At 69.0% G+C, this 15,771-nt stretch carries 15 protein-coding genes; 4 read left to right on the top strand and 11 right to left on the bottom strand.

Annotated elements, in window-relative coordinates; genetic code table 11:
• Positions 1-53 precede the first annotated feature (53 nt).
• Positions 54-1,223 (bottom strand): bifunctional 2-methylcitrate synthase/citrate synthase, encoded by a 1,170-nt coding sequence (gene prpC, locus BM345_RS20400; protein WP_093382827.1) that lies wholly within the window; start codon positions 1,221-1,223, stop codon positions 54-56.
• Positions 1,220-1,615, bottom strand: a complete 396-nt coding sequence (locus BM345_RS20395; RefSeq protein ID WP_093382824.1) for an acyl-CoA thioesterase — start codon at positions 1,613-1,615, stop codon at positions 1,220-1,222. Before BM345_RS20395 ends, prpC begins: the two co-directional genes overlap by 4 nt.
• A 116-nt stretch (positions 1,616-1,731) precedes the next feature.
• Here BM345_RS20395 and BM345_RS20390 point away from each other — a divergent pair, with 116 nt between their 5' ends.
• The 3 genes from BM345_RS20390 (at position 1,732) to BM345_RS20380 (ending at position 5,252) form a co-directional block, all read left to right on the top strand.
• Positions 1,732-3,144 carry a short-chain fatty acyl-CoA regulator family protein gene (locus BM345_RS20390; RefSeq protein WP_093382822.1) on the top strand — a complete coding sequence of 471 codons (1,413 nt, stop codon included), beginning with the start codon at positions 1,732-1,734 and terminating at the stop codon, positions 3,142-3,144.
• Between the two features lie 73 nt (positions 3,145-3,217).
• Positions 3,218-3,901 (top strand): heavy metal response regulator transcription factor, encoded by a 684-nt coding sequence (locus tag BM345_RS20385; protein ID WP_093382820.1) that lies wholly within the window; start codon positions 3,218-3,220, stop codon positions 3,899-3,901.
• A 4-nt stretch (positions 3,902-3,905) separates the two neighbouring features.
• Positions 3,906-5,252, top strand: coding sequence for a heavy metal sensor histidine kinase (locus tag BM345_RS20380; RefSeq protein WP_093382817.1), 1,347 nt, complete (start codon positions 3,906-3,908; stop codon positions 5,250-5,252).
• Positions 5,253-5,360: 108 nt separating this feature from the next.
• Here the strand turns inward: BM345_RS20380 and BM345_RS20375 are convergent, their stop codons facing one another.
• From BM345_RS20375 to BM345_RS20350, 6 genes are all read right to left on the bottom strand, one after another.
• Positions 5,361-8,501, bottom strand: a complete 3,141-nt coding sequence (locus tag BM345_RS20375; RefSeq protein WP_093382814.1) for a CusA/CzcA family heavy metal efflux RND transporter — start codon at positions 8,499-8,501, stop codon at positions 5,361-5,363.
• 19 nt (positions 8,502-8,520) lie between these two features.
• Positions 8,521-10,101, bottom strand: coding sequence for an efflux RND transporter periplasmic adaptor subunit (locus tag BM345_RS20370; protein ID WP_093382812.1), 1,581 nt, complete (start codon positions 10,099-10,101; stop codon positions 8,521-8,523).
• The gene (locus BM345_RS20365) at positions 10,098-11,402 is read right to left on the bottom strand and encodes a TolC family protein (protein ID WP_093382809.1); all 1,305 of its coding nucleotides are present in this window, start codon (positions 11,400-11,402) and stop codon (positions 10,098-10,100) included. Before BM345_RS20365 ends, BM345_RS20370 begins: the two co-directional genes overlap by 4 nt.
• Before the next feature lie 95 nt (positions 11,403-11,497).
• A complete protein-coding gene (locus BM345_RS20360) occupies positions 11,498-11,887 on the bottom strand; it encodes a DUF2946 family protein (protein ID WP_139237571.1) in 390 nt (129 codons plus the stop codon).
• A gap of 12 nt (positions 11,888-11,899) precedes the next feature.
• Positions 11,900-12,811 (bottom strand): cation diffusion facilitator family transporter, encoded by a 912-nt coding sequence (locus BM345_RS20355; protein WP_093382804.1) that lies wholly within the window; start codon positions 12,809-12,811, stop codon positions 11,900-11,902.
• Between the two features lie 260 nt (positions 12,812-13,071).
• On the bottom strand, positions 13,072-13,335 hold the full coding sequence (locus BM345_RS20350) for a hypothetical protein (protein WP_093382801.1): 264 nt from the start codon (positions 13,333-13,335) through the stop codon (positions 13,072-13,074).
• A gap of 178 nt (positions 13,336-13,513) precedes the next feature.
• On the opposite strand from BM345_RS20350, the gene BM345_RS29775 reads away from it, so the two are divergent.
• Positions 13,514-13,816 carry a hypothetical protein gene (locus BM345_RS29775; RefSeq protein WP_139237570.1) on the top strand — a complete coding sequence of 101 codons (303 nt, stop codon included), beginning with the start codon at positions 13,514-13,516 and terminating at the stop codon, positions 13,814-13,816.
• 12 nt (positions 13,817-13,828) lie between these two features.
• Here BM345_RS29775 and BM345_RS20340 read toward each other — a convergent pair whose 3' ends face one another.
• From BM345_RS20340 to BM345_RS20330, 3 genes are read right to left on the bottom strand one after another with little or no spacing between them, the layout of a single operon-like run.
• A complete protein-coding gene (locus BM345_RS20340) occupies positions 13,829-14,488 on the bottom strand; it encodes a glutathione S-transferase family protein (RefSeq protein WP_093382795.1) in 660 nt (219 codons plus the stop codon).
• A 54-nt stretch (positions 14,489-14,542) separates the two neighbouring features.
• Positions 14,543-14,866 carry a YnfA family protein gene (locus BM345_RS20335; protein ID WP_093382792.1) on the bottom strand — a complete coding sequence of 108 codons (324 nt, stop codon included), beginning with the start codon at positions 14,864-14,866 and terminating at the stop codon, positions 14,543-14,545.
• A 27-nt stretch (positions 14,867-14,893) separates the two neighbouring features.
• Positions 14,894-15,769 (bottom strand): isocitrate lyase/PEP mutase family protein, encoded by an 876-nt coding sequence (locus BM345_RS20330; RefSeq protein ID WP_093382789.1) that lies wholly within the window; start codon positions 15,767-15,769, stop codon positions 14,894-14,896.
• Positions 15,770-15,771: the final 2 nt, after the last annotated feature.

The raw sequence follows: 15,771 nt of genomic DNA, 5'->3' as shown, positions 1-15,771 counted from the left end.
CCACCCTCTGCAACAACGGAAGCAAGTTGAAAGCTGGCGCGTCTTCTTCTTGCCTACCGGCGCTGCTCGATGGGCACGAAGGCCAGGTCTTGCGGACCGGTGTAGTTCGCGCTGGGCCGGATGATCTTGTTGTCCACGCGCTGCTCGATCACGTGCGCTGCCCAGCCGCTGGTGCGTGCGATGACGAACAGCGGCGTGAACATGGCCGTGGGCACGCCCATCATGTGGTAGCTCACGGCGCTGAACCAGTCGAGGTTGGGGAACATCTTCTTGGCCTCCCACATGACCGATTCCAGCCGCTGCGCGATGTCGTACATCTTGGTCGAGCCGGCGTCGTCCGACAGGGTCTTCGCCACGCGCTTGATCACGACGTTGCGCGGATCGCTCACCGTGTAGACGGGGTGGCCGAAGCCGATGACGACTTCCTTGAGCTCCACGCGTCGGCGGATGTCGGCCTCGGCTTCGTCGGGGTTGTCGTAGCGCTTCTGGATCTCGAAGGCCACCTCGTTGGCGCCGCCGTGCTTGGGGCCGCGCAGCGCACCGATGGCGCCGGCAACGGCCGAGTACATGTCGCTGCCGGTGCCGGCGATCACGCGAGCGGTGAAGGTGGAGGCGTTGAACTCGTGCTCGGCGTAGAGGTTGAGCGAGGTGTGCATCGCGCTTACCCAGGCCTGCGAAGGCTTCCTGCCGTGCAGCAGGTGCAGGAAGTGCCCGCCGATGGAGTCGTCGTCGGTCTCCACCTCGATGCGCTTGCCGTGGGTGCTCCAGTGGTACCAGTACAGCAGCATCGAGCCCAGCGAGGCCATCAGGCGATCGGCGATGTCGCGCGCGCCGGCCAGGCTGTGGTCGTCCTTCTCCGGCAGGATGCAGCCCAGCGCGGACACGCCGGTGCGCATCACGTCCATCGGGTGGGCACCGGCCGGCAGCCGCTCCAGCGATTCCTTCACGCTCACCGGCAGGCCGCGCATGGCCTTGAGGCGATTCTTGTAGGCCCGCAGTTCTGCGCGCGTGGGCAGCTTGCCGTGCACCAGCAGGTGGGCGATCTCCTCGAACTCGCAGACCTCGGCGATGTCCAGGATGTCGTAGCCGCGGTATTGCAGGTCGTTGCCGGTGCGCCCGACGGTGCACAGCGCGGTGTTGCCGGCGGTGACGCCCGACAGGGCCACGGATTTCTTGGGCCTGAAGGCCGCCTGCGCCGGCGCTGCGGTTGTGGTGGTGCTCATGCAGTTTCCTTGTCCAGATAAGAACGATCGATGGCGGCGGGGCGGCCGGCCGCATCCACGGCCACCATCTCGAACACGCCCTTGAGGACCTCTTCCGCGGGAATGCCGGGCAGTTGCGCCAGCCCGGTCACGCAGACGGTCATCGAGCTGCGTCCGACGCGGCTGACCCAGGCACGCAGCAGCAGCTCATGGCCCACGGCCACGGGCGCCAGGAAGTCGGCGCCAGTCACGCCGGCCATGACCACCTCGCGCTGCGCCAGGCTGCGCGCGGCCAGGAAGGCAGCCTTGGCCATCAGCTGCAGGCCCTGGCCGGCGAACAGCGTGCCGCGGTGGTTGGCATGCGCCGGCAGCACCAGTTCGTGCAGCTCGACGGTTCCCTGGGGTGTTGTCATGCTTCGCAATTTACGCAAAATAAGCCCATGCGAACAGGACTGAAATGGCGAATTGCTGCGAACGGAATCCGGCCAATTTGCGAATATTGCGAACTCTCAATGCAAGGAGCGGCCCGATGAGGAAGACCTTCATGGGCGTGCGCCTGCGCAAGCTGCGCGCCGAACGCGGCCTGTCGCAGATCGCCCTGGCACAGGCGCTGGGCCTGTCGCCCAGCTACCTCAACCAGATCGAGCAGAACCAGCGGCCGCTCACGGTAGCCGTGCTGCTCAAGATCAACCGCGCCCTGGGCATCGACATCCAGGAGTTCTCCGAGGACGAGGAAGCCCGCCTGGTGGCGGGCCTGCGCGATGCACTGGCCGATGCGGCCGAGCCGGTCAGCCTGCCCGAGTTGCAGGAGGTGGCCGCGCAGATGCCCGCGCTGGGCCGCGCGCTGCTTGCGCTGCACCGGCGCCATCTCGACTCGGCCGCGCAACTGGAGGCGATGGCGCTGCGCCTGGGCGACGACCGCTCGGATGCGCCGGCGCCACGCGCCACGCCCTTCGAGGTGGTGCGGGACTTCTTCTTCGCGCACCAGAACCATTTCGACGCCATCGACCGCGCGGCGGAGAAGCTCGCGCTGCAGGCCCAGGCCGAAGGTGGCCGCCTGACGGACTGGCTGGCGCGGCGCCTCTCGCAGGAACATGGCGTGCGCGTGCTGCTCACCGACGACGCGCAAGAGAGCAAGCGCCGCTACGACCCGGTGGAGCGCACGCTGCGCCTGTCCTCGGTGCTGGAGCCCGGGCAGCAGGCTTTCCAGATGGCCACGCAGGTCGCGCTGCTGGAGATCGGCCCGCAGATCGATGCGCTGATCGGCTCGCCCGCCTTCGCCGACGACAAGGCCTCGGCCCGGCTGGGACGCATCGGCCTGGCCAACTACTTCGCGGGCGCGCTGCTGCTGCCCTATGGCACCTTCCTGCGCGCCGCGGAAGCCATGCGCTACGACATCGACCTGCTGGGCCAGCGCTTCGGCGTCGGCTTCGAGACCGTGTGCCACCGCCTGAGCACGCTGCAGCGCCCGGGCGAGCCGGGCGTGCCCTTCTTCTTCGTGCGCGTGGACCGGGCCGGCAACATCTCCAAGCGGCAGTCGGCCACGCACTTCCACTTCAGCCGCGCCGGCGGCACCTGTCCGCTGTGGAATGTCTACGAGGCCTTCGGCCAGCCCGGGCGCATCCTGCCGCAGCTGGCCCGCATGCCCGACGGACGCAGCTACCTGTGGATCGCCCGCGCCGTGAGCAGCGGCGCTCAGGGGTACGGCGCGCCGCGCAAGACCTTCTCCATCGGCCTGGGCTGCGACATCCGCCACGCCGGCCGGCTGGTGTACGCCAAGGGCCTGGACCTGGGCGACCCGGATGCCGCCACGCCCATCGGAATGGGCTGCAAGGTCTGCGAGCGCGAGCGCTGCACGCAGCGCGCCTTTCCCTACGTGGGCCGGCCGCTGGAGGTGGACGAGAACCAGAGCCGCTTCAGCCCCTACGGCGTGGCAGGCTGAAGCGCCCATGCCGGGCCGGAAAATGACGCGAATGTAATCGGTGGCCCAGCCCCGCCGAAGTACCATCGAACGGATGCATCTCCTGGTGGTGGAAGACGAAACGAAGCTGGGCAACTACCTGCACAAGGGCCTGTCGGAGAGCGGCTTCAACGTGGACCTGGCGGTCGACGGCACGCAGGGGCTGGCGCTGGCCCTGACCGGGAACTACGACGTCGTCATCCTCGACATCATGCTGCCCGGCATCGACGGCTTCCAGGTGCTCGCCGAACTTCGCAGGAGCAGCAAGGTGCCCGTGCTCATGCTCACGGCGCGCGACGAGGTCGAGGACCGCGTGCGCGGCCTGGAAGCCGGCGCGGACGACTACCTGGCCAAGCCCTTCGCCTTCACCGAACTGCTGGCTCGCGTACGGGCGCTGCTGCGGCGCGGGCCGATGCAGGAGAGCACGCGCTACGCGCTGGGCGACCTGCAGCTGGACCTGAGGACACGCCGCGCCACCCGCGCCGGCAAGCGGCTGGACCTCACCGCCAAGGAGTTCGCCCTGCTCTCGCTGCTGCTGCGGCGCCAGGGACAGATCCTGTCGCGCGCGGTGCTCGCCGACCAGGTCTGGGGCATGAACTTCGACAGCGAGACCAACGTGGTCGAGGTGGCGGTGCGGCGCCTGCGCAGCAAGATCGACGACCCCTTCGAGCGCAAGCTGCTGCACACGGTGCGGGGCATGGGCTATGTGATGGAAGACCGGGCTGCAGCCGGAACCTAGGCGCATGTCCATCCAGGCAACGCTGTCGCGCTGGTTCGCGCTCCAGGCCCTGCTCGGGCTGAGCCTGGTCTGCGCGGCCGTGTACGGCGCCACGCGGCTGAGCTTCGAGATCAAGCAGAACGCGGAATTCGACCGGCACGCCGACATCGTCCGCCACGTGGCGAGCGAGACCAGCCAGCCCCTGAACGTCGAGGCGCTGAGCCACAAGCTGGACGACTACTTCCAGTCCCACTCGGATGCCGCCGTCTCGCTCTGGAGTGGCGGCCGCGAGATCTACGTGTCGGGCGTCCGGCCCAGGGGCGAAGGCTGGATGACGCGCGCATCGACGCTCGACAGCCCGGGCGTCGACGGCCGCCCACTGGAGTTGCGGCTCAGCCTGGACACACGCGGCGATGCCGTGTTGCTGCGGCGATTGGCGTGGACGCTGGTCGGCGCCGCTGCCCTCGGCACGCTGCTGATCGCCACGACCGGCTCGCTGCTCGTGCGCCGCGGCCTGCGGCCGCTCAAGCGCCTGGCCGCGGAAACTGCGGCGTCCGGACCGGACCGGCCGGGGCACCGCATCGAGTCCGCCGGCTACGCCGAGGAAGTGCAGCCCTGGATAGCGCAGTTCAACGACCTGCTCGACCGCGTCGAAGGCGCCTACCGGCAACTGGAAGGCTTCAACGCGGACGTCGCGCACGAGTTGCGCACGCCGCTGTCGAACATGATTGCGCAGACCGAGGTCGAGCTCGGCCGCGAGCGGTCTTCGGCCGAGCTTCGCTTTGCGCTGGAGTCGCAATTGGAAGAGGCCACGCGGCTTTCCACCATCGTGGCCGACATGCTCTTTCTCTCGCGCGCCGACCGGGGCTCACGGGCCCGCCGCAGCGCCGTCGAAAGCCTGGCGGCGCAAGTCAGCGCGGTGGCGGACTTCCAGGAGGCTGCGCTGGAGGAAGCGCGTCTCACGCTGGCGATCGAAGGCGAGGCGCGCCTGCGGATGGACATCGGCCTGGTGCGCCGCGCGGTGTCGAACCTGGTGTCCAACGCCATCCGCTATGCGGACGCGGGCTCGACCCTCCAGGTGCGCATATCGAGCGACGCCGCAGGGGCCCGGCTGGCGGTGTCGAACATCGGTCGGCCCATCGAGACGAATGCGCTTCCCCGGCTCTTCGAGCGCTTCTACCGGGCGGACCCTTCGCGCGCCGGTTCGGCCAGCCATCACGGGCTCGGGCTGGCCATCGTCGCGGCCATCGCGAGGATGCATGGCGGGAGCACCTTCGCCGAGAGCGCGAACGGCGTGACGACGATCGGGCTGACCCTGGCCGAGGCGGACGAAGCCGCAACCAAAGGCCAGCACGCCGACCCCGCGCACTGATCGGCGCACCGCGAGTCGAAGCCTGTAGCGTCCGCCCTACTTGAGGGTGAAGCGCGCCGCCTGCGCCGGCTTGCCCTTCATCTCGCTTCATCTGCAACATCATTGCGTTCAATCGTCCCGCGCATGCGCCAGCCGGTAGAGCACCGGCAGCACCAGCAGCGTCAGCGCCGTCGAGGACAGGATGCCGCCGATGACGACGGTGGCCAGCGGGCGCTGCACCTCCGCGCCGGTGCCGGTGGCAATCGCCATCGGCACGAAGCCCAGCGAGGCCACCAGCGCGGTCATCAGCACGGGCCGCAAGCGGGTGATGGCCCCTTCGCGGATGGCCGTGTCCAGCGTGGCGCCGCCCTCCCGAAGGCTTCGGATGAAGGAGATCATCACCAGGCCATTGAGCACCGCCACGCCCGACAGCGCGATGAAGCCCACGGCCGCCGTGATGGACAGCGGTATGTCCCGCAGCCACAGCGCCAGGATGCCCCCCGTCAACGCGAACGGGATGCCGGTGAACACGATCAGGCCGTCCTTCAGGTTGCCGAACATGGCGAAGAGCAGCGTGAACACCAGCAGCAGCGCCACCGGCACCACCACCTGCAAGCGCTGGGTGGCCGACTGCAGGTTCTCGAACTGCCCGCCCCAGGTGGTCCAGTAGCCCGGCGGGATCTTCACCTGCTGCTCCAGCGCGGCGGAGGCCTCGGTGACGAAGCCGCCGAGGTCGCGCCCACGCACGTTCGCGCTGATGACGATGCGCCGCTTGCCGTTCTCGCGGCTGACCTGGTTGGGGCCCGGCGCCAGATCCAGCGTGGCGACCTCGGCCAGGGGGATGAAGCGCACGCGCTGGGCGCCGCCATCGGCGGTCTCGGCGCCCGGCAGCGCGATGGGCAGCCGGCGGATGGCCTCCAGGTCGCCGCGCAGGTTCTCGGGCAGGCGGACGATGATGTCGAAGCGGCGGTCGCCCTCGAACAGGGTGCCGGCCGCCTTGCCGCCCACCGCAGTCGCCAGCGTGTCCTGCACGTCCGCGATGTTCAGCCCGTAGCGGGCCGTCTTCTCGCGGTCGATGTTCACGCTGAGCATCGGCAGACCGGTGGTCTGCTCGACCTTGACCTCGGCCGCGCCCGGAATGGCGGCGAGCACCTTCTCGACCTCGGCTGCCGTGCGGTTGAGCACCTCCATGTCGTCGCCGAAGACCTTCACCGCCACGTCGCTGCGCACGCCCGACACCAGCTCGTTGAAGCGCAGCTGGATGGGCTGCGAGAACTCGTAGCTGTTGCCGGGAAGGCGGGCGACTTCCTCCTGCACCGCCTCCAGCAGCTGCTGGCGCGTCCGGCGCGGCTGCGGCCACTGGCTCTCGGGCTTGAGCATCACGTAGCCGTCGGAGATGTTGGGCGGCATGGCGTCCGAAGCGATCTCCGCCGTGCCGGTGCGTGCGAACACGCGCTCGATCTCCGGGAACCTGTCCTTCAGGCGCTTTTCGAGCGCCTGCTGCATCTGCACCGACTGGCTCAGGCTGGTGCCGGGAATGCGCAGCGCCTGGATGGCGAAGTCGCCTTCATTGAGGTTGGGAATGAACTCGCTGCCCAGCCGCGTGGCCAGCAGGCCGCACAGCACCACGGCGATGCCGGCCGCGGTCAGGATCACCGAGCGGGCGCTCAGGGCGTAGTCCAGCAGCGGCGTGTACAGCCGCTTGGCCCGCCGCATCAGCGGGTTTTCCTTCTCGGTGACTTTCTCGCCGATGAACAGCGCCACGCAGGCCGGAATGAAGGTCACCGACAGGATCATCGCGCCCAGCAGGGCGATGACCACCGTGAGCGCCATCGGGTGGAACATCTTTCCCTCCACCCCGGTCAGCGCAAAGATCGGCAGGTACACGATCATGATGATCAGCTGCCCGAAGAGCAGCGGACGCCGCGCCTCCCGGGCCGCCGCGAACACTTCGTGGAAGCGCTCGTTGCGCGTCAGCGCGCGGCCGTGGTGCTGCTGCGCATGCGTCAGGCGGCGCACGCAGTTCTCGACGATCACGACCGCGCCGTCGATGATGATGCCGAAGTCCAGCGCGCCCAGGCTCATCAGGTTCGCGCTCACCTTGGTGCTGACCATGCCGGTGAAGGTGAAGAGCATGGACAGCGGAATGACCATCGCGGTGATCAGCGCCGCGCGCAGGTTGCCCAGGAAGGCGAAGAGCACCACGATGACCAGCACCGCGCCTTCCAGCAGGTTCTTCTTCACCGTCGCGATGGCCTTGTCGACCAGCACCGTGCGGTCGTAGACCGTGACGGCCTCGACGCCGGCGGGGAGGTTCCTGTTGATCTCCTCCATCTTCTTCGCCACCGCCTGCGACACGGTACGGCTGTTCTCGCCGATGAGCATGAAGACGGTGCCCAGCACCACCTCGCGCCCGTTGTCGGTGGCGGCGCCGGTGCGAAGCTCCTGGCCCACTTCCACCTGGGCGACGTCGCGCACGCGCACCGGCGTGCTGCCCGCGCTCGTGAGGATCACGTCGCGCAGGTCGTCCACACTGCGCGCCTGCCCGGGCGCGCGGATCAGGTACTGCTCACCGCGCCGTTCGATGTAGCCGGCGCCGACGTTGGCGTTGTTGCGCTCCAGCGCCCGCACCACGTCGGCCAGCGACAGGCCGAAGGCCGCGAGCTTCTCGGGCTGCGGCGCGATCTGGTACTGCTTGGCGTAGCCGCCGATGGTGTTGATCTCGGTCACGCCCGGCACGTTGCGCAGCTGCGGCTTGATGATCCAGTCCTGGACCTCGCGCAGGTCGGTCGAGGTGTAGGGCGAGCCGTCGGCCTTCTTCGCGCCGTCCTTCGCTTCCACCGTCCACAGGTAGATCTCGCCCAGGCCCGTGGAGATCGGCCCGGTGACGGGGTGGATGCCATCGGGCAACTGGCCCGAGGTGGACTGCAGGCGCTCGTTGACCAGCTGGCGCGCGAAGTAGATGTCGGTGCCGTCGCGGAAGATCACGGTCACCTGCGACAGCCCGTAGCGCGACAGCGAGCGCGTCTCCTGCAGGCCCGGCAGGCCCGCCATGACGGTCTCGATCGGGAAGGTGACGCGCTGCTCGGTCTCCAGCGGCGAGTAGCCGGGCGCGGCGGTGTTGATCTGCACCTGCACGTTGGTGATGTCGGGCACCGCGTCGATGGGCAGCTTCTGGTAGTTGGCGATGCCCAGGCCCGCCATCCCGAGGACGGCAAGCAGCACCAGCCATCGCTGCTCGATGGCAAAGCGGATGATTCGTTCGAACATGAATGGGGTCCGCTTTCGATCAGTGCGAATGGGTGGCAGAGCCCTTGCCCTGCTCCGACTTGACGACGAAGCTGCCGGCTGCCGCGTAGCTCGCGCCGGCCTGCAGGCCGCTGACGATCTCCACCCGCTTGCCGTCGGAGCGGCCGATCTGCACCGGCTGCGGCACGAAGCCCCCCTGCACCTTCATGAAGACCACGGTCTTGTCGTCCAGCGTCTGGATGGCGGAGGAGGCCACGGCGACCGGAACCTGTGCCTCGTCGGCCAGCAGTTCCACCGTCACGAACAGGCCCGGGCGCCAGGCGCCCTGGGGGTTGGCCAGCGTCACGCGCGCCGGCGCGGTGCGCGTCTGCTGGCCGATCAGCGAGCCGACGTAGGCGATCCTGCCTTCGGCGGTGGCGTCGAAGGCGCCGGAGCGCACCAGCACCTTGTCGCCCACGCGCACGCGCTGCAGGTCGCGCGCAGGCACGTCCATCTGCGCCCATACCGAGGACAGGTCGGACACGGTGAAGACGTTGGCGTCTTCCTTGACCGATTCGCCCAGGGCGATGTGCTTCTCGACGATCACGCCGTCGAAGGGCGCGCGCAGCTCGAAGCGGCCCAGCGAGCCCGCGCTGGCCGAGGCGCCCAGCGTCTGCAGCTTCTGGCTGGCGTTGGCTACCGCGATTTCGGTCTCGCGCAGTGCCTGGCGGGCCTGCAGCATGTCCTGCTCGGGCGAGATCTTCTCTTCCCACAGCCTCTTCTCGCGTTCGTAGGTGGTCCGCGCCAGGGCCTGGCGCTGGGCCGCGGATTGCAGCTCGGCGCGCACGTCGGAGACGGCGCTGCTGGAGATGGCGGCAAGCACCTGCCCCTTCTTCACCGGCTGCCCCAGGTTGGCCGAAACGCCTTCGACGACGCCGGCCACGCGCGGAACGATGTGGGCCGTGAGGTCTTCGTTGAAGCGGATCTCGCCCGGAAACTGCAGGCTGCTGCGGATGAGGGCACCGCCACTCGTTTCCACCGTCACGCCGGCGGCCTGGATCTGCGCGTCGCTCATCGCGATCTTTCCTTCGCTGCTGCCGAAGGCGAAGAGGTAGGACTCCTTGGGTGTCTGCAGTTCGACGGTGGCTTCGAACACGTGGGGCTCGGCGATCTCCTGGTCGGAACCGAGGAAGTCGCCAGCGGGCGCCATGCGGATTTCCTGGCGCTCGCCGCCGGGGCGCGTGAGCACCACGGTCATGGCGGAGCCGGCCGGGCTGGCCTGCACGTCCTTCTCGAACAGCCAGGCCTTGAGGCGCGCCTTGCCGCCCTCCTCGGCCAGCAGCACTTCGGCGGCGAAGTCACCCTCGACGAGCTTCTGGCCACCGTGCGGCCCCCTGGCGATCTTCTTTTCCTCGCCGTGCGCGCCGCCTTCCGCACCGTGGTCGTGCCCGTCGCCGGAGGCTTCCTCGTGCGATTCGCCGGCATGGTCGCCGTGGCCGTCGCCACTGGCCTTCGGGCCACCGGTGCGCGTCAGGATGAGCGCGCCGACGACGATGCCCAGGATGACCAGCACGGCGATGGCGAGCGCGTGCCGGCGCTTGTTCTTCTGCGGGTCGGACGATGGAGTTTGTGGGGTGCTCATGGGCGGGCTTTCGGGAGGGCAGCGGCGTCGATGCCGGGCGTGCCGATCAGGCGGTTCAGGTCGGAGGCGGAGCGGTGCGTCTCGGCAAGCGCCCGCAGGTACTGGGCGCGGGCCTGCAGCAGGGTGCGCTGCGCATCGAGGGCGTCCAGGTAGCTGAACTTGCCCAGTTCGTAGCCCTTGGTCGCGGCATCGAAGGCGCTCTGGGCGCCGGGGAGGATCTCGCGCTTCAATGCGGCGACCTCCTCGACGGAAGTCTCGAAGCGCTGGCGCGCGCCAGCGACTTCGGCCAGCAGGCGCACTTCGGTCGCACGCGCCAGGTCCTCGGCCTTGTCGCGGCGCTTGTAGGCCTCCTGGATGTTGCCGCGGTTGGCGTCGAACACCGGCAGGGGAATGGAGACGCCCACCACCGCCTGGTTGCGCGCCAGCTCCGCATCGCGCTTGGCGCCGAGCGTGAAGGTCACGTCCGAAATCCGTTTCGCGCGCTCGAGTTCGACCAGCGCCTGCTGCCGCTGGATCTCCAGGCGGGCCTCCAGCAATGCAGGCGCGCTGTCGAGCAGACCATTCGCCTGCTCGGCGCTCGGCATGGCGGGAACGTCCAGCGCATTGCCATCCACGGCTGCAATCGCAGCGCCCGAGCCGATGGCGGCGCGAAGCTGCTGCAGGGCGGTCTTGAGTTCGCCTTCGGCCTGCAGCAGCTGCACGCGCACTTCCGCCTCGGCGACCTTGGCCTTGGTTTCCTCGACCGGTGAGACCTTGCCTGCCGTCACGCGCTTGCCGGCGGCATCGCTGCCCCGCCGCGCCAGGTCCAGCGAGGCGCGGGCGAGGCTGACCCTGTCCTGCGCGATCAGGGCCGCGAAGAAGGCCGCGGTGACGCTGGCCTGCAGCTCGTACTGGCGCGCCGTGAGTTGGGCCCGCGCGATGTCGATGGCGCGGTCTGCCGCGGCCATGCGGGCGTCGCGCTTGCCGCCCAGCTCGATGGGCTGGCTCAGCGCGATCGTCGTGGTGCGCGTCTCGGGCCGCGTGTCTTCCAGCAGGGCCTCGACGGTCGGGTTGAGCCAGGCGCCCGCCTGGACGCGCGCACCTTCGGCGGCGCCCAGTTGGTTGCGGGCGCCCGAGAGTTCGGGGTTGGCCTCCAGCGCCCGCTGCAAGGCGAGCGGCAGGGTCAGGGGCTGGCTGGTCGTCGCGCCAACGGGTGCGGGCATGGCCGGGCCGGCGGTAGGGAAAGAGGACTGCGCCAGCACACAGGTGCTGGCGGCGAGCGCCACGATCGCCAAGGCGACGGGCGCATACAGGCTGCGCATCGAAATCTCCGGTCAGGAAAGGGACGGGGGGATTCCGGCGCGACCTTCAGTTCATCTCGGCATGGCGGATGAGGAAAGTGGACAGTCGCGCCGGCTCAGGCGGCGCGCTGCCATTTGGGACGCTCGATTTCTCTCAGCCGCTCGATGCCGATGAGCACCGGGGCCTGGGGCGGGTACGAAGCTGCCGGCGGTGAGATGCTCGGCATCGACGGCGCGAACGGCACCTGCAGCACGCAGCCGTGGCAGTAGCCGCAGTCGAGGTCGGCCACGCTGGCCGGGCTCTGGTTCGCTGGCGATGCCTCGGCGGCCGCAGCGGACCGTGGTGCCTCGTGTTCATGCGAATGGTGGCCCGGGTGCGAGGTACCCACTTCGTGACCGCAGTACTTCGCCGCAGCCGACCAGACCAGCTGCGGCGACAGCACCATGAGCATCCCGATCAGCAGGATGCGGGTCATGCCGGGAACGAGGCCTCGGCAGGAAGACATGCGCGGCATCGGCTAGAACCTGTGCTCGCCGTCGGCCTGCGCGCAAGAGACTTTCTCGACCTGGATCGTGCTGTGGTGCAGGTCGAAGCGTTCCTGCAGCGCCTTGGCCGCAGCTTGCGTGATCGCGTCGGCATCGCCATGGGCGCTGACCAGGTGCACGCTCAGGCTGGCCTTGCCGCTGGTCATCGCCCACAGGTGCAGCTCGTGCACCGAATCCACCTTCGCAAGCCCTGACAGCACCGTGCGGACCTCGGCCAGGTCCATTTCTGCCGGAACGCCTTCCAGCAGGATGTTGATGCTGTCACGAAGCAATATCCAGGTGCGCGGCAGCACCCACAGGCCGATCAGCACGGCGATGCCCGAATCGACCCAGGTCCAGCCGGTCAGCCAGATGACGATGGCACCCACGATCACGCCAACCGAGCCGAGCATGTCGCTCCACACTTCCAGGTAGGCGCCCTTCACGTTCAGGCTCTGGTCCTTGCCCGACTGCAAGAGGCGCATGCTGACCAGGTTGACGGCCAGCCCGAGGATGGCGATGGCCAGCATGCCGCCCGAGGCGATGGGCGTGGGCGCCTTCGCGCGCTCGTAGGCCTCGTACAGGATGTAGATCGCCACACCGAACAGCAGCAGCGCGTTGAAGGCGGCCGCAATGATCTCGAAGCGGTAGTAGCCGAAGGTGCGCCGGTCGTCGACGCCTCGCCTGCCGATGCGGATGGCCGCGAGCGAGATGGCCAGTGCCGCCGAATCGGTGAACATGTGCGCCGCATCCGAGATGAGCGCGAGGCTGCCCGTCAGCATGCCGCCGATCACTTCGGCGACCAGGAAGGCGCCGGTCATGCCCAGCGCCATCCAGAGCGCGCGTTCGTGCCGCGCGCTGCCGGGCGCCGAGATGGCATGGGAATGGGTGTGGCCTGAGGACATCGGAACGACCGGGATCGTAGGCGAGGCAGGCGGCCGGAAGCCTCTCGCGAACATTACATCTCTGTCATGTTCGAGCGTACCGGCGAGCGGTGGCGGATTACGTACGTCTTCGCGCCGACGGTTCGGGCACCGTGGCGCGCGGCCCGCAGCCTTCGCCTGGAACGGCGCAGCCCGCGGGCAACCGAGGGATCGCGCGAGGCGGCGGCTGCACCGCCCGCGTGCTGGAAAGATTGGCAGGCGGCCAGCGCCGCCGCCGTGCCTCAGCCGGCGTTCTTCAAGGACTGCTTGGCCTTCTCGGCGGAATTCTGCGAGCGGTTCTTGTGATAGCCCGACTTGACGTTGTTCACCGCCTTGCCCACGGGGCCGCTCTTCCTGGCCTCGTCGTCGGCGCGCTTCTCGTCGATCTTGTGCTTGGCGGAATCCGTCGCCTCGGAGGCTGCCTTGCTGAGCTGGGCGTTGGCAGTGGCCCCCAGGCCCATGAAGCTGGCGGACACGAGGAGGACGGCAAGGATGTTCTTCTTCATTTTCGAGTTCGGTGTGGCTGTGTTGCGAAGCCGCAATGGTCGGCGAAGCTGCCCGGACGCCCTGTAGGCGCCGGCCTCGCGCCCCCGACGGACGGCCGTGCGAACCGCGTCTCGAAATCGCTGCTTACACCGTTAGGAATATAGGCGTGGTGAAAATAAGCAACAAAAATGTGTACGCATGTACTACACCGCTGTCACACCCCACCCCGCCGCGTCCTCCGCGGAACCGTTGGCCCCGGCCGAGCGGGCCCAGGAAAGCGCCGGCTCCCCCTGGCCGCGCCCCCGGGTGCTCACCAGCCGCGAGTTGCGCGAACTGGCCGTCGAGTGGCGCGCCCGGCGCGACCCGGACGATGCGGAGCGTGCGGAAAAGGTGGCCACCGTGCTGGAGTGGCTGGCTGCCCAGCGTGAACCCAAGCCGGCGCCCAAGACGCGGCTGCAGGCAATGGGCGAGCGCATCTCGGCCTGGGTGGGCCTGCACTAGCCTCCCGGCTTTTCAGTCCCGCGCCGGCGCGCCGAGCGGGAACAGCGGTCGATAGGGCCGCGCTTCTTCCACTGCACGCGCGAAAGAGGGACGCGCGAGCAGGCGGGCCCGGTAGGCCCGGACCAGGGGATGTTTTTCCGAGACCGGATGCGTCCAGTCGGCATAGAAAAGCGCGGGCGCCGCACCGCAGTCCGCCAGGGTGAATTCTTCGCCCGCCGCCCAGATGCGGCCCTCGAGCCGGCCCTCCAACCAGTCATAGGCACGCTCCAGCCGTTCCTCGGCCACGGCCCGACCTGCCTCCTTCGAATGCGGATGCCGCCCGAGCGCGCTGTCGACCGCGTACTGCACGGCCGACATCACGTAGAGGTCGAAGAAGCGGTCGAGAAAGCGCACATCCAGCGCGGCCAGCGGGTCCTCGGGCAGCAGGCGCACGGGCCCCGGGTGGGCGAGCTGCAGGTACTCGATGATCAGGCTGGTTTCCAGGATGGTGCGCTCGCCGTCCAGCAGCATCGGGAAGCGCGCCATCGGCCAGCGCTTGAGCCACTCGGCAGCGTGCTCGGGCGTGTCCGGGCCGATGACGCGGTAGTCGAAGGGCGTGCCGTTCTCGTACAGCGCGATGAGCGCCTTCTGGGTGTACGAGGAGAAGGGATGTCCGTAGAGCGCGAGAGCCATGTCGGGTGTCCTTGTCCTGTTCGATCCTGGAAGCCGGGCGACGATTCAATCACGCTAGGCCACGCGCGGCTGGAAGGCGATGATCGCCATGCCCACCAGGCTCACCGCCACGCCCGCCACGTCCCATGCGCTGGGCCGCACGCCATCCACCGCCCACAGCCAGGCCAGCGCGACGGCGATGTAGACGCCGCCGTAGGCCGCATACACGCGGCCGGCCGCCGCGGGATGCAGGCTCAGCAGCCACGCGAAGAGCGCCAGGCTCAACGCGGCCGGCGCCAGCAGCGAGGCCGAGGCGCCCTTGTTGAGCCACAGGTAGGGCAGGTAGCAGCCGACGATTTCCGCGATGGCGGTGACGAGGAACAGCGCGAAGGTCTTCATGGGCCACCATGCTACGGCCCCGCGCCCCTACTCGTAGCGCTTGCCCTGCGCCATCAGCTCCGGCGTGCCGATCACCGCGTTGAGTCCGTCGAAGTCCAGCATGCGGTCGCGCCAGGGCTCCGTCGTCCTGTGCGACTTCAGGCTGGCGTAGTAGCCCTGCAGCAGGTGCACCACGGCGCGCGCGGTGCCGCCGGGGAAGATGGCGATGCGAAAGCCGTGTGCCTGCAGCGCGCCCGCATCCTGGACGGGCGTCTTGCCGCCTTCGACCATGTTGGCCAGCAGCGGGATGCGGTCGCCCAAGCGGCGGCAGGCGGCGTCCATCTGTTCGGGCGAGCGCAGGGCCTCGATGAAGAGCGCGTCGACGCCGCAGTCCAGGTACGCCTCGGCGCGGTCCAGCGCGGCGTCCAGGCCTTCGACGGCTACCGCGTCGGTGCGGGCAAGGATCAGCGTGTCGCTCGACGCGCGCGCATCCAGCGCGGCCTGCAGCTTGCCGCACATCTCCTTCACAGGCACCACCGTCTTGCCGTCCAGGTGGCCGCAGCGCTTGGGAAAGCCCTGGTCCTCGATCTGGATCATGGCGGCGCCGGCGCGCTCGAAGCCGCGCACGGTGCGCTGGGTGTTCAGGGCGTTGCCGAAGCCGGTGTCGGCATCGACGATGACCGGCAGGTTCACGCGCTCGCAGATGCGGGCCAGCGTGTCCTCCACCTCGGTGTAGGTGGTCAGGCCCACGTCCGAGCGGCCCAGCCGGGTGTAGGCGATGGAGGCGCCCGAGAGGTAGAGCGCCTCGAAGCCGGCCTGCTCCGCGACCAGCGCGCTCAGCGCGTCGTACACGCCCGGGGCCAGCACGATGTCCTTGGAAGCCAGGCGTGCCTTGAAGGATGCCTGGGTGTTCTTGTCTGCCATGT

The sequence above is a fragment of the Variovorax sp. OV329 genome (assembly GCF_900114785.1).
Lineage (GTDB): Bacteria > Pseudomonadota > Gammaproteobacteria > Burkholderiales > Burkholderiaceae_C > Variovorax.
Note: the sequence above shows the minus strand (reverse complement) of the source record. Positions and strands in the feature narration are given on the sequence as shown.